Annotated in this window: 15 protein-coding genes, 1 tRNA gene and 1 other annotated feature; of the genes, 4 read left to right on the top strand and 12 right to left on the bottom strand. The window is 36.3% G+C overall.

Annotated elements, in window-relative coordinates:
- Window positions 1–104: 104 nt before the first annotated feature.
- The 8 genes from tyrS to IGL23_RS02140 all read right to left on the bottom strand — a co-directional run bounded on the left by tyrS (window position 105) and on the right by IGL23_RS02140 (window position 8,251).
- Window positions 105–1,361: a tyrosine--tRNA ligase gene (gene tyrS, locus IGL23_RS02175; protein WP_002355444.1), complete on the bottom strand. Its 1,257-nt coding sequence runs from the start codon at window positions 1,359–1,361 to the stop codon at window positions 105–107.
- A 191-nt stretch (window positions 1,362–1,552) separates the two neighbouring features.
- Window positions 1,553–1,767 (bottom strand) — a binding site (T-box leader).
- Between the two features lie 291 nt (window positions 1,768–2,058).
- The gene (cls, locus tag IGL23_RS02170; protein ID WP_002361214.1) at window positions 2,059–3,504 is read right to left on the bottom strand and encodes a cardiolipin synthase; all 1,446 of its coding nucleotides are present in this window, start codon (window positions 3,502–3,504) and stop codon (window positions 2,059–2,061) included.
- Window positions 3,505–3,670: 166 nt separating this feature from the next.
- The gene (locus tag IGL23_RS02165) at window positions 3,671–4,153 is read right to left on the bottom strand and encodes a VOC family protein (RefSeq protein ID WP_002355441.1); all 483 of its coding nucleotides are present in this window, start codon (window positions 4,151–4,153) and stop codon (window positions 3,671–3,673) included.
- A gap of 22 nt (window positions 4,154–4,175) precedes the next feature.
- Entirely contained in the window at window positions 4,176–5,051 is an 876-nt protein-coding gene (locus tag IGL23_RS02160; protein WP_016632874.1) for an aldo/keto reductase, read from the bottom strand.
- A gap of 280 nt (window positions 5,052–5,331) precedes the next feature.
- Window positions 5,332–5,405 (bottom strand) — tRNA-Lys (locus IGL23_RS02155).
- Window positions 5,406–5,486: 81 nt separating this feature from the next.
- Window positions 5,487–5,624, bottom strand: coding sequence for a hypothetical protein (locus IGL23_RS02150; RefSeq protein ID WP_002355364.1), 138 nt, complete (start codon window positions 5,622–5,624; stop codon window positions 5,487–5,489).
- Between the two features lie 6 nt (window positions 5,625–5,630).
- On the bottom strand, window positions 5,631–7,781 hold the full coding sequence (gene feoB / locus IGL23_RS02145) for a ferrous iron transport protein B (protein WP_033594537.1): 2,151 nt from the start codon (window positions 7,779–7,781) through the stop codon (window positions 5,631–5,633).
- Window positions 7,778–8,251 carry a ferrous iron transport protein A gene (locus IGL23_RS02140; protein WP_002355361.1) on the bottom strand — a complete coding sequence of 158 codons (474 nt, stop codon included), beginning with the start codon at window positions 8,249–8,251 and terminating at the stop codon, window positions 7,778–7,780. Before IGL23_RS02140 ends, feoB begins: the two co-directional genes overlap by 4 nt.
- A gap of 512 nt (window positions 8,252–8,763) precedes the next feature.
- On the opposite strand from IGL23_RS02140, the gene IGL23_RS02135 reads away from it, so the two are divergent.
- The 4 genes from IGL23_RS02135 (at window position 8,764) to nrdF (ending at window position 12,673) form a co-directional block, all read left to right on the top strand.
- A complete protein-coding gene (locus IGL23_RS02135; RefSeq protein ID WP_002355360.1) occupies window positions 8,764–8,988 on the top strand; it encodes a redoxin NrdH in 225 nt (74 codons plus the stop codon).
- Window position 8,989: 1 nt separating this feature from the next.
- Window positions 8,990–9,367 (top strand): class Ib ribonucleoside-diphosphate reductase assembly flavoprotein NrdI, encoded by a 378-nt coding sequence (gene nrdI / locus IGL23_RS02130; protein WP_002355359.1) that lies wholly within the window; start codon window positions 8,990–8,992, stop codon window positions 9,365–9,367.
- Window positions 9,348–11,507, top strand: coding sequence for a class 1b ribonucleoside-diphosphate reductase subunit alpha (gene nrdE, locus IGL23_RS02125; protein WP_002358443.1), 2,160 nt, complete (start codon window positions 9,348–9,350; stop codon window positions 11,505–11,507). Before nrdI ends, nrdE begins: the two co-directional genes overlap by 20 nt.
- A 200-nt stretch (window positions 11,508–11,707) precedes the next feature.
- Window positions 11,708–12,673, top strand: coding sequence for a class 1b ribonucleoside-diphosphate reductase subunit beta (nrdF, locus tag IGL23_RS02120; RefSeq protein ID WP_002355357.1), 966 nt, complete (start codon window positions 11,708–11,710; stop codon window positions 12,671–12,673).
- 39 nt (window positions 12,674–12,712) lie between these two features.
- On the opposite strand, the gene IGL23_RS02115 is transcribed toward nrdF, so the two are convergent.
- The 4 genes from IGL23_RS02115 to nagB all read right to left on the bottom strand — a co-directional run bounded on the left by IGL23_RS02115 (window position 12,713) and on the right by nagB (window position 16,270).
- Window positions 12,713–13,999, bottom strand: a complete 1,287-nt coding sequence (locus IGL23_RS02115; RefSeq protein WP_033594534.1) for a TPM domain-containing protein — start codon at window positions 13,997–13,999, stop codon at window positions 12,713–12,715.
- Between the two features lie 44 nt (window positions 14,000–14,043).
- Complete coding sequence (locus IGL23_RS02110) at window positions 14,044–14,613, bottom strand: LemA family protein (protein WP_002390470.1); 570 nt, start codon at window positions 14,611–14,613, stop codon at window positions 14,044–14,046.
- A gap of 158 nt (window positions 14,614–14,771) precedes the next feature.
- A complete protein-coding gene (locus IGL23_RS02105; RefSeq protein WP_002355354.1) occupies window positions 14,772–15,473 on the bottom strand; it encodes an MgtC/SapB family protein in 702 nt (233 codons plus the stop codon).
- Between the two features lie 95 nt (window positions 15,474–15,568).
- A complete protein-coding gene (nagB, locus tag IGL23_RS02100) occupies window positions 15,569–16,270 on the bottom strand; it encodes a glucosamine-6-phosphate deaminase (RefSeq protein WP_002355352.1) in 702 nt (233 codons plus the stop codon).
- Between the last annotated feature and the right edge of the window lie 36 nt (window positions 16,271–16,306).

Here is a 16,306-nt window from a genome sequence, read left to right as displayed (position 1 = left end):
TATTAGGTGTATTAACGGTTTCACCACTACCTGTAAGGAGAAATAGAATTTTAACTTTGATCAAATAATCACACGTCTTCTCTTCGTGAAATTATTATCAATTTCTAATCCATTACTTTTGCTAAAAAGTAATTTTTCTTCCCTTTCCGTACAACAACGAATTTTCCATCGAAATGTTGTGTTGGATCGACTGCAAAATCTAAATCGGTAACTCGGTCACCGTTAATACTTATAGCTCCTCCGCTCACATCTTCGCGAGCTTGACGTTTTGATGGTTCGATTTCTGTGTCAACTAACCAATCTACGATGTTTTTAGCATCTTTGGTAATTTCAACAGTTGGCACATGTTCTAACCCTTGCTCGATTTCCTCAATCGTTAAGTCTTTAATATTGCCTGAGAAAAGAGCTTCTGAAATTTTTTGCGCTTCTTCTAATGCTGCATCATCGTGAACAAATCGTGTCACTTCTTCAGCTAAGCGTCTTTGTGCTTCACGTTTACCTGGTTCTTTTTCAACTTTTTCAGCTAACGCATCGATTTCTTCTTTATCTAAGAAAGTAAAGAATTTCAAGTATTTGATGACATCACGATCATCTTGGTTTAACCAGAATTGGTAGAATTCAAATGGTGAGGTTTTCTTAGGATCTAACCAGATAGCGCCACCCGCTGTTTTCCCAAATTTTGTACCATCTGCTTTTAGCATTAAAGGAATGGTTAACCCGAATACTTTGGCTTCTGGTCCTTCTTTTTTACGAATCAAATCTAATCCTGCAGTGATATTGCCCCATTGATCAGCGCCACCAATTTGCAATTGAATATTATGTTTTTTATGCAATGTGTAAAAGTCAATTGATTGAAGAATTTGGTATGTGAATTCTGTAAAGGAAATGCCACTTTCTAAACGACTAGCGACAATGTCTTTTGCCAACATCGTGTTGACATTAAAGTTTTTCCCGTAATCTCTTAAAAAATCTAATAAAGATAGTTCTGATAACCAATCGTAGTTGTTCACCATTGTTACCTCAGCATCTTTACCAAATAATTTTTTCATTTGGTTTGAAAGACTGTCCACATTATGTTGCACAGCTTCCATCGTTTGTAAGACACGTTCGGTTGTTCGTCCACTTGGGTCACCAATTGTTCCAGTTCCGCCACCAATTAAAATGTATGGGTGATGACCTGCTAATTGGAATCGTTTCATCATCATAAAAGGAATTAAATGTCCAATATGCATGCTATCTCCAGTTGGATCGACACCGCAATATAGCGAAATGCTCGTATTTTCTGTAAGTTCTCTTAGTCCTTCTTCGTTTGTTTGTTGATTGATTGCATCACGCCATGCTAGCTCGTCAATGATATTCATGTTATCACCCTCCATATTTATAATTATCTCTTTATAGGAAATCGTTCATTTAAAGAAATAAACGATTAACACACTTGTTTTTACACGATATCCCGTGTTTATTTCTATGTATACACGTGTTCACGAAATTTTCTTTGGTCTGCCACGTATTCAAAAAAAGAATACAAAAAATCCCTAAGCCGTCGAAACGACTTAGGGACGAATTTCTCGTGGTACCACCCAAATTTATACATAGTTTAGTTTATTTAAAATACTATATACCTCTTAACAAATAACGCTGTTACCCGTGCCCTGTAGGCAGAAGCTCAAGAATGTAATTCGATAAATAACGTGTACTAGTTTCCAGCGCCACTAGCTTTCTGTAACAGTGGTTATTTCTCTACTGCTTTTCTGTCATTGCTTTGTATTTAACTTGTACATGTAGCATATTCCTTTTCGTTTTTTTTGTCAACACTCTTTGCTTAATTTTTTTTACTTTTACAAAAGATGTCCCTTTTTCGCAAAAATAAAATAACAAATTAACAATAATATTTATTTGTTTTAACAGCAACTACAGATAAAAAAATAACGAATAAAATTAAAAAATATTCTTTTAAATTTTTTTGACTTTTTTTGTGATTTTCTATACTTTTATAAAATTCCCGAAGAAAAATGACGAACTTCGGATCAGAAGTTCGTCATTTTGTGAAAAACAGTTTTAAAGAATTGGTGAAAATAATCGTGAAATTTGCTGTTTAAAAATCAACCATTTTGACATGTCGCGAACAACTTCTGGAGTCATTGTTGTACATTTTTTTCGATCTTCTAAGAAAATTGCTTCTAATTGATCAATGATTTTTTTATCATATAACACAGCATTTGCTTCAAAGTTTAATTTGTAACTTCGGATATCTTGATTGGCTGAACCAACTGTGCAGACTTCATCATCCATAATCATTGTTTTCGCATGTAAGAAACCACCGTTATAAATTAAAATTTCAATATTTTCTTTCATCAATAAGCGGCCGTAATACTGTGTTGCTCGATAAATAAACGGATGGTCGGGCTTATCTGGAATCATAATTTTAACATCTACTCCTGAAGCCGCAGCAACCTTTAAAGCAGCCAAGACACTATCATCAGGAACTAAATACGGCGTTTGAATCCAGACTCTTTTCTTGGCAGAAGTAATCAATTTAATAAAGGCCAATTTAATTTGTTCACGGTCACTGTTAGGACCACTGGCAATCATCTGAATGGATGTATTTGCCTCTGGCACCAATGCTTCAAGTTTAAAGAAATAATCCAATTGATACGCCACACGATTTTTCTCGGGGGAAGAGACGTTCCAATCCATTAAAAAACGCATTTGCAGTAATGAGGCTGCTGGCCCTTGAATCCGTAAATGCGTATCCCGCCAATAGCCAAACTTTTTAGTCGTTCCAGCATATTGATCGGCAACATTAAAGCCGCCAATGTAGCCTACTTTTCCGTCAATAACAACAATTTTCCGGTGATCATGATAATTCAAACGAAACTTCAAAAGTGCTTTTTGAGAAGTAATAAACGTTTGGACAAAACCACCGTTTTTTTTCAATTCATTCAAATGATGAACCTTGGTGCCCTTTGAGCCAAAGGCATCGTAAAGCAACCGCACTTCAACCCCTTCAGCCGCCTTTTCTTCTAATAAGTTCAAAATTTTGGTACCGATATGATCCGTTACAAAGGCATAATATTCAATATGAATAGAGTGCTGAGCTTTTTTTATATCCGCCATCAACGCATTGAATTTTTCCGTACCATCCGTAAAAATTTCAACATCATTTTTCTTAGTCAGAGGCATCCTATTTAACGAGGAAAAAAAGTCTGTAAACTGTTGTTGCTCCTCCGTCGGCATCTTTTGACTATAAAGTTCAAAACTTTCTTCTTGGAAATTCTGAAAATTCTCTAATTCCCGCAAATCACTTTGTTGCAAATAAAATTTCTTTTTGTCGGTTAAACCGCGACCAAAGAATAAATATAAGAAAAAACCAAAAACGGGTAGAGCAATCAGTACGAGTAGCCATGCCCAAATTGCTGCTACATCTCGAGGTTTTAACAAAATGGTAATTCCCGCAATAATTGCATTAATAAAATAAATAACTGTTAAGACGCTAAGAATCAATTGTCTTCCTCCTTTATTTGTTACGTTTTAGTATACCATCAATTACGGATTTGGAATATCTTTTCTTTAGCTGCTTCTGTCTCAAAAAATAAAAAGACCCCCTCATTCTAGTACCAGTAACTAGAATGAGGGGGTCTTTTTGATGTTTGTTTGAAAGTCTTTTAACTTAATTTCGTGTAAATGGACCTTTAGGAGCAATCAATTCTAAATTTGTACCATCTGGATCGGTAAAGTAAGCAACCCCTGTACCAAAACCGCTCTTCAAGCCATCTTCTTCTTGGAATGTAATCGGCTCTCCATCAGGTTCTACGCCAATCGCTCTTAAACGTGCAACAGCTGCATCAATATCTTCCACTTCGAAACACATATGCATTGCACTAATTTGTTCGTTGGAATAAGAAGCTTTTTCTGATTTTGGTTTAACATATTCTAATAAATCAATATTGATGTTTTCTAGATGCACATTGGCATACTTGATTAATGTATCATCTAACCCTTGTGTTTGGGCCATCCGTTTTCCACCAATTTCATCACGATTTGCGATTTTTGTTCCTGTTAATGCTTCATAAAACTTCACTGATTCATCCAAATTACTGACTGTAATCCCCACGTGGTTGACTACTGAAAAACCTTTAACTGCTTCACTCATTGTATCTCCTCCTAGTTAATTTTTAGAAATCAAACGTGTCTGGATCTGGTCCCACACGTAACGATTCATTCAATTGGTTGATTTGTGCCATTTCTTCTGCACTTAGTTCAAAATCAAAGACCGCTGCATTGCTAATCATCCGTTCTTTGTGGACAGATTTCACGGCTAATAAGATATCTTGTTGAATATCCCAACGTAAAATCACTTGGGCTGCTGATTTATTATGGTTCTCAGCAATCGCCAAAATGGTTTCATTAGATAATAATTGGCCTTGCATCAATGGTGACCAAGCTTGGACTTTGATATCATGTTTTTCACAGAAATTACGCACTTCTTTTTGATCCAATTTTGGATGTAGTTCCACTTGGTTAATTACCGGAACAACTTTTGCATAAGAAAGTAAATCTTCTAAATGATGAACTTGGAAGTTGCTGACACCAATTGCTTTCACTTTTCCTTCGGCGTATAAAGTTTCTAAAGCTTGCCATGATTCTTTGTAAGAATTATTTCCTGGCCAATGAATTAAATACAAATCTAAATAATCTAAACCTAAACGTTCCAAACTATCATTGAAAGCTTGAATTGTTTCATCATAGGAAATATGCGCGTTCCAAACTTTCGAGGTAACAAATAAGTCCTCACGGTTCAAACCAGTTGCCGCTAAGCCTGCTTTAATTCCCGCTCCTGTGCCAGATTCATTGCCATAGATTTGCGCTGTATCGATTAAACGATAACCATTGACAATCCCTTCTTCGACCACTTTTGCTGTCTCTTCATCTGGTATTTGGAATACCCCGAGACCCATTCCTGGAATTTTAGTGCCGTTGTTTAATGTTACTGTATCTGCTAGTGATGTAATCATTTGATTCGCTCCTTTAACGTTTTCTGATATCATCATATACCGTGCCGTACATGCTGTATAGTACGTACTTTTTCGTTTCATAGGAACCAAAAAGTGCGCTTTTTGTTAAATTCGCTTTTTTAGCCTGAAAAATTTTTCAACTTTTTTTATATAACGTACTTTCTCGCTCTTCTAAGCGTAGCATTCTTTAAGCGATTTAACTAGTGTATCTCTCACGACACACGACATTTTATGTAAAAAAAAGAGAACGCGTACTCCGTCTTCGAAACGTCCTAAGACGCCGACAGAATACCGTTCTCGTGGGTTTGGCACCCAATGGGGGCATAGGGATTCGAACCCTAGACCCTCTGATTAAGAGTCAGATGCTCTAACCAACTGAGCTATGCCCCCGTTGTATAAAATAGCTTTTCAGCTACCTCAATATTGTAGCACTCCGCTATTATTTATACAAGAGGGAATTTTTTTCAGTTGTTATTCTTGTGAAGATTGTTCTTTTTTTACAGGACAAGCTGTTTGACAATCTTCACAACTTTCCCCTTTTTTGATTCGTCGATAGGTGATGATTCCTGCTGTTCCAAAAATTAAAATGGATAAAATAATTGTTGCCATCCGTTATTACCCTCTTTCTAAAGAAGTGATTGCTTGGACACTTTCTTTGCCTGGCTTTGGTTTTCTTATAAGGAAATAAAATCCAGCTAAAACAACACCCATCGCTAAAAAAGTCCCCAGAGTTAGTGTGCCTTTTTCGACTAACACATGGCCTAATTGATAAATCACAAAACTAACCATATAAGCCAAACCGCATTGATAACCAATGGCTCCTAATGTCCATTTGAGGTCTCCCATTTCACGACGAATTGCGCCAATTGCAGCAAAACAAGGTGCACATAATAAGTTAAAAGTTAAGAACGAATAGGCCGCGACTGGCGTAAAGGTGTGTTGCAGTGCGCCCCAGACTTCTACCCCATTTTCAGAAACATCTTTCACATTGCCAAATAAAATGCCTAAGGTACCAATAATATTTTCTTTCGCTATCAATCCTGTAATTGTGGCAACTGCCCCTTGCCAATTACCCCAGCCTAATGGGATAAATAGCACCGCCAACCCTTTACCTAGAAATGCTAGAATACTTTGACTTTCTGGAACGGGTTGAAACGTCACAGAATAATGTGACATGAACCAAATGAGAATACTGGAAACAAAAATAATCGTGCCTGCTTTTTTTACAAATGAGCGACATCGTTCATAGGCATGTCGAACCACACTTCTAAGCTGTGGCAAATGATAGGCGGGAAGTTCCATAATAAATGGTGCTGGATCTCCCGAAAAATGCTTGGTCTTTTTTAAAGCAATCCCTGATAACACAATGGAAGCAACCCCTAAGAAATAAGCAGAGGGCGAGACCCAACTTTGGTTAGGAAAAAATGCACCTGCAATCAGAGCGATAATTGGCAACTTCGCCGAACATGGCATAAAAGTCGTGACCATAATAGTCATTCGCCGATCGCGTTCGTTTTCAATCGTTCGACTAGCCATCACGCCTGGGACCCCACAACCTGTCGCAATTAACATTGGAATAAACGACTTACCAGATAGGCCGAATTTCCGAAACAAACGATCCATGACAAAGGCAATCCGTGCCATATAGCCACAATCTTCTAAAAAACCTAAACATAAAAACAGGACGGCCAGTTGTGGTAAAAAACCTAACACAGCCCCAACACCTGCAATGATCCCATCTAAAATTAAACTTTGCATCCATGGTGCTACTTGCCATTGCGCCAACCAATTTCCCACAAATTGAGGAACCCATTCCCCGAAAAAGACATCGTTTAACCAGTCTGTCCCCATTATACCAACCGTTTGAATAGACAAGTAATAGACCAACCACATCACAAACGCAAAGATTGGCAACGCCAACCACCGATTGGTTACCACTCGGTCAATCTTATCACTGTGAGTAAATGTCATTTCTGTTTTTTTCGTCGCACACAAAGCAATTAATCGAGCAATAAAGGCATAGCGTTCATTAATGATAATCGCTTCACTTTCATCTTGAAAGATTTTTTCGGTAATTTGTATGACTTCTTCAATTTCTTTTTCTTGAAAAGAACTCAATAATAATTGCTCTTTGGTTCGAACATCTCGTTCAAAAAGTTTTAAACTATACCAACGCTGTTGCGATTCAGGAACAGTATTCCCTAAAATATCAACAATTTCAGCAAGTGCTGCTTCTAAGCGATTATCATAAGAAGGATAAATAACCTCTGTCTCTATGGCATTCGCTCGCTGCTTACTTTGTTTTAAAGCATGATCCAACCCACGATTCTTCAAAGCACTAATCTCAACGACAGGCACGCCTAAGCCATAACTTAACTTTTCACTATTCAATGTTTGGCCGTTTTTTTCCAACAAATCCATCATATTTAACGCACAAACAACCGGTAATCCAGTTTCAATTAATTGTGTTGTTAAATAAAGATTCCGTTCCAAATTGGTCACATCGAGAATATTCAAAATCACTGAAGGTTGGTCCTCCAAAAGATAATCTCGTGCTACAATTTCTTCAGGCGTATAAGGAGAAAGAGAGTAAATCCCTGGCAAATCTTGAATAATGAGTGTCTTATCTTTCTTTGCCACCCCCTCTTTGCGTTCCACAGTCACCCCTGGCCAGTTTCCAACATATTGGTTGGCTCCTGTTAACATATTGAACGTTGTCGTTTTACCGCTATTAGGGTTACCAGCTAGTGCAATTTGCTGAGTCATTCGCTTTCCTCCTTTTCAACCAAGATCAGTTCCGCTTCACTTTTTCGTAACGTTAGTTCGTAACCACGTACATTGATTTCAATTGGATCGGCTAAAGGAGCTACTTTGCGAATAAAAATTACTGTTCCTTTTGTTAAGCCCATATCCATCAACCGACGTTTCACCGCTCCTTGTCCGTGGATCCCTACTATTGTAGCGCGTTCTCCAACTTTCAAGGTATCCAAGGAGACCCAAACTTTCTCATTCGCCGAGCGCTCCTCCACATGAATCGCTTGTAAAATCGTATCTGTCAGCGCAATTCGACTATTATGTAATAAAACAATACCATTTTGATTCTGATAATTGACAAGGACAACTGCTTGGCCTGCTACGACACCTAAATTGTTCAGATGTTTCTTTGTCTGAACATCTGCTTGGACGCTTTCGACTGTATAGACTTTCCCAACTTCTGCCTGCGCTAACGTAATCATTTACTTTCCTCCATGTGAAAAAGTTTCAAACGAAAATGAGAATCGTTCTCAATTAAAAGAATACGCTTGCTTACACGGAAAGTCAATGAATTTCTGGATGTATCTCCTGTTTTCTTCTATTTTCCTTCTATATAGAGACACTTTTTTCAGGTTACCATTTTTGAAAAAAGTCAGCTCTTGTTTTTTATGTTACTAGCTACTATAAAATTTCACTCATTCAATAACAAATCCGCTTATTTTTTCTTCTTGTGCCTAACTCAAATGTCAACACAATATTTAGTGTTTTTTCACTAAATGTTCTCTTTCAAAATTTTAATTTTTTTGTTTGTCAAACACTGACCAATGTGTTTTTTCTCCCAAAAACGAGGATTCACGTGTTTTCATTTTTCTTTCAAAAACACAAAAACTAGTATTATGAGAAAAACGCACCACAATATATAGTGTTAAAGTGTTGACTTTTTTCTACATAGATTTATACTAGTCTATGTAGAAAAAAAGAGGAGGAACTTTCAATGAACGTAAAAATCTTTTCAAAAAATAACTGTATCCAATGTAAAATGGCGAAACGTTTCCTAAGTGAAAATAACATCGCTTTTGAAGAAATCAATATCGACGCACAACCAGATGCTATCGACTGGTTAAAAGAACAAGGGTTCCAAAGCGTACCGGTAATCACATCTGAAGCAACAACCGTTGTTGGCTTCCGTCCAGACCAATTAAAACAATTGGCTAGCTAAGATGAAACTTGTTTATTTTTCAGTCACCGGTCAAACAAGGCGCTTTATTAAAAAATTGGATTTGCCTGCTTATGAACTTGAGCCAGCGAATCCTTTTTTTGAAATAAATGAGCCTTTTATTCTTGTCATTCCTACCTATGATGCAGAAATTACAGAGGTAGTGAATGACTTTCTTGATTATAAAAGTAATCAAGAACTGTTAGTTGGTGTAGCCGGTGGGGGCAACCGTAATTTTGCTGAATTATTTGTCTATACCGCCAAAGATATTGCCCGCGATTACCACGTTCCGCTTCTATACTCCTTTGAGTTTAGCGGAACAGACGAAGACGTGGAGACCTTTAAGAAAGTAGTGGAAGAAATTGAGTCTAAAAGAAATTAAAGATGTCAGCTATTTCAAACTGAATAACGAGATTAACCGTCCTGTTGATGGTCAAATCCCTTTAAATAAAGATAAAGAAGCACTCGCAGCCTTCTTTAAAGAAAATGTAGAACCGAATACACGTAAATTCAGCTCTGCTGAAGAAAAAATCAACTTTTTAATGAAAGAAGATTTTATTGAAACTGAATTCATCAAAAAATATTCAATGGACTTTATTGAAAAATTATATGCTTTCTTAGATGAACAACATTTCCAATTCAAGTCTTTCATGGCGGCTTATAAATTTTATTCTCAATACGCTTTAAAGAACAACGCCGGAACAGAGTATTTAGAAACATATGAAGATCGGGTTGCCTTTAATGCCTTGTATTTTGCGGATGGCGATGAAGAGTTGGCTTTAACATTGGCGGATGAAATGATCCATCAACGGTATCAACCAGCCACACCTTCTTTCTTAAACGCTGGGCGTAAACGTCGAGGTGAATTGGTTTCTTGTTTCTTAGTTCAAGTAACAGATGATATGAACAGCATTGGGCGTTCAATTAATTCTGCCCTTCAATTATCACGAATCGGCGGCGGCGTAGGAATTACTCTTTCCAACTTACGTGAAGCGGGCGCACCAATCAAAGGTTATGATGGCGCAGCAAGTGGTGTTGTCCCTGTTATGAAATTATTTGAAGATAGCTTTAGCTACTCTAACCAATTAGGTCAACGTCAAGGTGCTGGTGTGGTTTATCTAAACGTCTTCCATCCAGATATTGAAATGTTCTTATCTGCTAAAAAAGAAAACGCTGATGAAAAAATCCGTGTAAAAACGTTGTCTCTTGGTGTTATTGTTCCAGATAAATTTTACGAATTAACACGTAACAACGAAGATATGTATTTATTTAGTCCTTATAGTGTGGAACGTGAATATGGTGTGCCTTATTCCTATGTAGATATTACCAAAGAATATGATAACCTAGTGGCCAATCCAAACATACGTAAACGTAAAATTAAAGCCCGTGACTTAGAAAATGAAATTTCTAAATTACAACAAGAATCTGGCTATCCTTATATCATCAATATTGATACAGCTAACAAAAACAATCCGATTGATGGCAAGATTATCATGAGTAACTTATGTTCTGAAATTCTTCAAGTTCAAACGCCTTCTGTTATTAATGGGAAACAAGAATATGAAGTTTTAGGAACAGATATTAGTTGTAACTTAGGTTCAACTAACATTGTTAATTTAATGGAAAGTCCTGACTTTGGAAAATCTGTCCGCGCTATGACGCGTGCGTTAACTTTTGTAACAGATGCTTCTGAAATTGATGTCGTGCCAACTATCCAAAATGGAAATCGTTTAAGCCATACAATCGGACTAGGCGCAATGGGCTTACACACCTTCTTCGCTAAAAATCATATGGAATACGGCTCTGAAGAATCATTAGACTTTACAGACATTTATTTCATGTTATTAAATTACTGGACTTTAATGGAAAGTAACCAAATTGCGAAAGAACGTAACCAAGTCTTCCATAATTTTGAAAAATCAGATTATGCTTCTGGTGCTTACTTCGATAAATATATTGAAGGCAACTTTACACCAAAATTTGATAAAGTGAAAGAAATTTTTAAAGACATTCAGATTCCAACGGCTGAAGATTGGGCTGCGTTACGCGATGCTGTGAAAAAAGATGGTCTTTATCATCAAAATCGTTTAGCCGTAGCGCCAAATGGTTCAATTTCATATATTAATGATACTAGTGCCAGCATTCATCCAATTACTCGCATGATTGAAGAACGTCAAGAGAAGAAAATTGGTAAGATTTACTATCCAGCGCCTTATTTAGCTAATGATACAATCCCTTACTATACTTCTGCTTACGACATGGATATGCGCAAAGTGATTGATGTCTACGCAACAGCGCAACAACACGTTGATCAAGGAATGAGTTTAACCTTGTTTATGCGTTCAGAAATCCCTGAAGGCTTGTATGAATGGAAAGAAACACCAAAACAAACAACCCGTGACTTAAACATTTTACGTCATTATGCGTTCAACAAAGGGATTAAATCAATTTACTATATTCGTACATTTACAGATGATGCTGAAGAAATTGGCAGCAATCAATGTGAGTCTTGCGTGATTTAATGAAAAGCACTTAAATAAGGCGTTCTGCTTGAGCGTCTTATTTTTTAGGAATGTTCTCTTTTTAAACAGGACATTTTCAGATATACTGGACAAAGAAGAACGGCTGCATGCTCCTATTTGGACTCTGTAGAACGTTTTAAGCGAAGAAACGAGACAACTAGTCAAACAGACTGCTGTCCCAGCATACAGGAGGAATAACCATGGCAACGTATTATGAAGCAATTAACTGGAACGCCATTGAAGACGTCATTGATAAATCCACTTGGGAAAAATTAACCGAACAATTTTGGTTAGATACACGGATTCCGTTATCCAATGACTTAGATGATTGGCGGACTCTTTCCGATTTAGAAAAAACTACTGTCGGCTACGTTTTCGGCGGTTTAACTTTATTAGATACTGTTCAATCAGAAAGCGGCATGGATCAACTGAGAAATGATGTGCGGACGCCCCATGAAGAAGCCGTCTTAAATAACATCCAATTCATGGAATCTGTCCATGCCAAAAGTTATTCTTCTATCTTCAGTACATTAAATACAAAAAAAGAGATTGATGATATTTTTGAGTGGACAAATACCAACAAACATCTGCAATATAAAGCAGAACGGATTAACGAAATTTATAAAAACGGTACTCCGTTAGAGAAAAAAATTGCTAGTGTATTTTTAGAAACGTTTTTATTCTATTCTGGGTTTTACACTCCTCTTTACTATTTAGGCAACAATAAACTAGCGAACGTCGCTGAAATTATTAAATTGATTATCCGTGATGAATCAGTGCACGGCACGTATATTGGCTATAAATTCCAATTAGGATTTAATGAATTACCAGAAGATGAGCAAGATAAACTAAAAGACTGGATGTATAATTTACTTTACGAATTGTACGAAAACGAAGAACGTTATACAGAAGAATTATATGATGACTTAGGTTGGACCGAAGAAGTAAAAACCTTTTTACGTTACAACGCCAACAAAGCTTTAATGAACTTAGGTATGGATCCCTTATTTGCGGATACAGCCAATGATGTGAACCCGATTGTAATGAATGGTATTTCGACAGGAACTAGCAACCATGACTTCTTCTCCCAAGTAGGAAATGGCTATTTACTAGGAACAGTTGAAGCCATGAAAGATGATGACTATCTTTACGGTTTAGATAAATAGCAAAAAGCTAGAAACGATCAACGTTTCTAGCTTTTTATTTTACCAACTTCCTGAGGCACCGCCACCGCCGAATGAGCCGCCACCGAATGAACCACCACTGCCGCTACCAGAACTACTATGATTAGACGGATTGTATTGCGAGTTTAAATAAGCATACGTCAAAACACTACCATCATAACTATATAAAGTATCTCCTACTAATAAACGCCCAAAAGATTGTTTTTTTGCATTTGGATATATACTTAGTAAAGAACCACGCTTAGTGGCACGTCTTATTTTCCCTTTTGTGGCAAATAACGTTGCTCCATTAAGATATAAACAATAAAAAGAAGTCTTTTTCATCTTATTTAATACTTTCTTTGTCTGTTCTGAGTTATTTAGGACAACCTTTGTTGGTAAACAATTCAAATAATCTTGATACATTTTTTTAACAAGTTTTCTTGTTCTTAAAATTTGTAAAATATAAATAGCACAAATGAGCATCCCAGCAATACTTGCCATTAAAAGAACATTTCTTTTCGTTGTGTTAGTGTTTAACTCTGTTTGTATATTTGTTAATTCATTATCCACTTGTGCGGTTTTTGAATTGATTGCAGCCGATACTTGATCAATAATTTTATTGAGACCTGTATTATAATCCTCGTTTCTAAAAGCCTCTTTTACTTCTTCATTATTAATAATATCATCCGCATAGCTATCCGTTAAAATACTCTCTAAGCCATATCCAACTTCCAAGCGAGACTCGCGATCCTCAATTGCCATTAGAAAAACCACACCATTATTTTTTTCACGATCCCCTACACCTAATTGATTAGCAATCTTATTGCTGTAAGATTCAACAGATTCCCCACTAGGTAACGCAGGAACGGTAATAAGCATAAATTGTGCGCCATTCGCATTTTCCAACAATTGTTGATTCAATTGAAACATTTTCTGTTTAAGTTGATTTGAGACAATACCTGCATTATCTGAAACATAGATATTAGCATCATTAATGTTCAACTGCCCATTCGTTCCAGTAATTGTCACTAATTCATTTTCACCAGTTATTTCTTGTTTAGAAAAGTTATTTATTGTTGTCTGGGTTGACGCTTCAGTCATTTTCCCTGCTAAGATATCGTCTCTCTTTTTTTGTAAGGCATGTTGCTTCTCTCTCAGTGCAGTTTGTTTTGCTTCATAAGAGATTCCCTTTCCTTCATACCAAGCAGCCATTCCTAATATTAAAATCATACTTAAACTAATTACCACAACAATCGTTGTATTCCGCTGATGCTTTTTATAAAACAAACGAACTTTTTCTTGAATTTTTTCGACTTTTTTATCCAACCTTCCTCACTTCTTTCTTTTTAACCCAAATTTTCTATAAATTTTTATTTAAATTTTACTTGCGGCACTTCTTTTCCCTGCTCTGTCGCAACATAGTTAGTTTTCTTCTCAAATCCTAAAAGTTTTGCAATTATTTTATCAGGGAATTTTGAAATCTGTTGGTTATATGTTTCAACGGCTTGTATATAGTTACGGCGTTCAACAGAAATTCGATTTTCAGATCCTTCTAATTGAGTCATTAAGGTTTTGACATTTTCAGAAGAAGCTAACTTTGGGTAATCTTCATTCAATACTGTAACAAAATTACCTAATCCTTTTTCAATTTGCTCATTTGCTTGCCCTTTTTCAGAAGAAGATTTTGCTCCTGCGTATGCTTTACGTGCTTCCGTTATTTCTTTTAAAACTTCTTTTTCTTGAGTCATACTGCCTTGAACACTACTGACAAGATTAGGAATTAAATCAGCACGTCTTTGCATTACATTCTCTACTTGTGACCATTCTGCTTCGACTTTATTATCTAAAGTAATCAATTGATTATAAGCTTTCATCACAAATGCACCAATAATCACAATGACAACAACAATAATACTAAGAAATTTATTTTTTTTATTCATCTTACTTATCACCTTTCTTTCTAACTCGTAATACAATCATAACTCTTTTGTAATCTTTTTGAAATATTAAACTTAAAAAATCAGTCCTAGGTCCTAGAAGAAAACCGCCATAAGCATTTTAACTTATAGCGGTTGTCATTAATTATAAATAGATGTTTCTACACATTAATCAATCGTAATTTTGTTACATTATTTGAAACAGATAGATCTTCGATAACATCGGCATACGTTAGGCCTTTAGGCAAATCAATAGTATAGATATTCGTATAGATTTTTGTATCATCCACCCAAGAAACATTGAAATTCACATCATAAATTTCAATATGTTTTTCTTCAAAATACTGATTAATAAATTCTTTGGTTTCTTGTTTATGTTGATAGCGAATTTCTAATTTTTTGATTGTTGGTACGTGAATAATTCGTTTGACAATGGTTAAGGCAAATAATACACCGATAAAACTTGTTAAGGCAATCGTATAGTAGCCCATGCCCACCGCGATCCCTAAACCAGCAACGGTCCATAGTGACGCTGCTGTCGTCAATCCGGTGACACTTTGTTTCGTTACAATGATGGTTCCAGCACCTAAAAAGCCGATTCCACTTACAACTTGTGCAATCAACCTTGCTTGATCTGAACGAATGACCCCCGTCAAAGCCGGATTAGCTAACGCATCTTTCAATGCATTGATTGCAATTTGCGACTGAATTAACGCAATAATAGCCGCGCCCATACAAACTAAAATGTGAGTGCGCATCCCTGCTGGGCGATTCTTATATTGTCTTTCAAAACCAATTGCGCCACCCATCACCATCGCTAGGACTAACCGTAAAATAATTTCTGGAATTGTTAGCTGTAACATCCTTTTCACCTCTTCTTCTATTACTTCCAGTATAACAAAAAAAGAACTTGAAACATAAGGAAATCCTTATGTTTCAAGTTCTTTTTCATCAACGATTATAATTTACTTGCAGCTGCATCATCAATGATTACAACAACATCTTGATGGTTTTGTAATGCACTTGCGGGCATGTCTGTTGTTACTGGTCCGTCAATCATTCCTTTAATGGCTTCTGCTTTTGCTTCGCCATAAGCCATTAAAATCATTTTTTTACCTTTCATGATTGAGCCAATCCCCATAGAAACAGCACGTGTTGGGACATCTTCTACTTTGTCAAAATAACGTTTGTTTGCGTTGATTGTTGATTCAGTCAACTCAACGACATGTGTTAAGCTATCTAGAGGTGTGCCTGGTTCGTTGAAACCAATGTGTCCATTTTGACCAATACCTAAGATTTGGATATCTACTGGATGTGCATCGATAATTTTTTCATATTCTGCGGAAGCAGCATCTAAATCTTCTGCTTTACCATTTGGTACAAATGTTTCTTTAAATGGTTTTTTGTCGAATAAGTGTTTGTTCATGAAATAACGGTAACTTTGCTCATCTTCGCCACCTAAACCAACATATTCATCTAAGTTTACAGAAGTCATTTCTGTAAAGTCGACATCACTTGCAGTCATTTCTTTATATAATGTTTCTGGTGTACTACCTGTTGCTAAGCCTAAAACTTTCGCACCATTGTTCATACCTTCTTTAATTAATTCAAACGCTTTTTTGCCGCCTTCTTCTGCATTTGCTACACGGATAATTTGCATTTTGACACGCTCCTTACGGTTTATTTTGGTATAGTC

The organism is Enterococcus sp. MSG3299, assembly GCF_050555765.1.
Taxonomy (GTDB): domain Bacteria; phylum Bacillota; class Bacilli; order Lactobacillales; family Enterococcaceae; genus Enterococcus; species Enterococcus faecalis.
The sequence above is the reverse complement of the archived record's forward strand: the minus strand, read 5'-3'. Positions and strand labels throughout refer to the sequence as shown.

Excerpts from the sequence above, each read along its gene's own strand:
- tyrS (WP_002355444.1), bottom strand. The coding sequence starts at position 1,361 with ATGAATATCATTGACGAGCTAGCATGGCGTGATGCAATCAATCAACAA.
- IGL23_RS02110 (WP_002390470.1), bottom strand. The coding sequence starts at position 14,613 with ATGAATAAAAAAAATAAATTTCTTAGTATTATTGTTGTTGTCATTGTG.
- IGL23_RS02160 (WP_016632874.1), bottom strand. The coding sequence starts at position 5,051 with ATGATGATATCAGAAAACGTTAAAGGAGCGAATCAAATGATTACATCA.
- nrdI (WP_002355359.1), top strand. The coding sequence starts at position 8,990 with ATGAAACTTGTTTATTTTTCAGTCACCGGTCAAACAAGGCGCTTTATT.
- IGL23_RS02140 (WP_002355361.1), bottom strand. The coding sequence starts at position 8,251 with ATGATTACGTTAGCGCAGGCAGAAGTTGGGAAAGTCTATACAGTCGAA.
- IGL23_RS02105 (WP_002355354.1), bottom strand. The coding sequence starts at position 15,473 with ATGTTACAGCTAACAATTCCAGAAATTATTTTACGGTTAGTCCTAGCG.
- IGL23_RS02150 (WP_002355364.1), bottom strand. The coding sequence starts at position 5,624 with ATGGCAACAATTATTTTATCCATTTTAATTTTTGGAACAGCAGGAATC.
- nrdF (WP_002355357.1), top strand. The coding sequence starts at position 11,708 with ATGGCAACGTATTATGAAGCAATTAACTGGAACGCCATTGAAGACGTC.
- feoB (WP_033594537.1), bottom strand. The coding sequence starts at position 7,781 with ATGACTCAGCAAATTGCACTAGCTGGTAACCCTAATAGCGGTAAAACG.
- nagB (WP_002355352.1), bottom strand. The coding sequence starts at position 16,270 with ATGCAAATTATCCGTGTAGCAAATGCAGAAGAAGGCGGCAAAAAAGCG.
- IGL23_RS02165 (WP_002355441.1), bottom strand. The coding sequence starts at position 4,153 with ATGAGTGAAGCAGTTAAAGGTTTTTCAGTAGTCAACCACGTGGGGATT.
- IGL23_RS02135 (WP_002355360.1), top strand. The coding sequence starts at position 8,764 with ATGAACGTAAAAATCTTTTCAAAAAATAACTGTATCCAATGTAAAATG.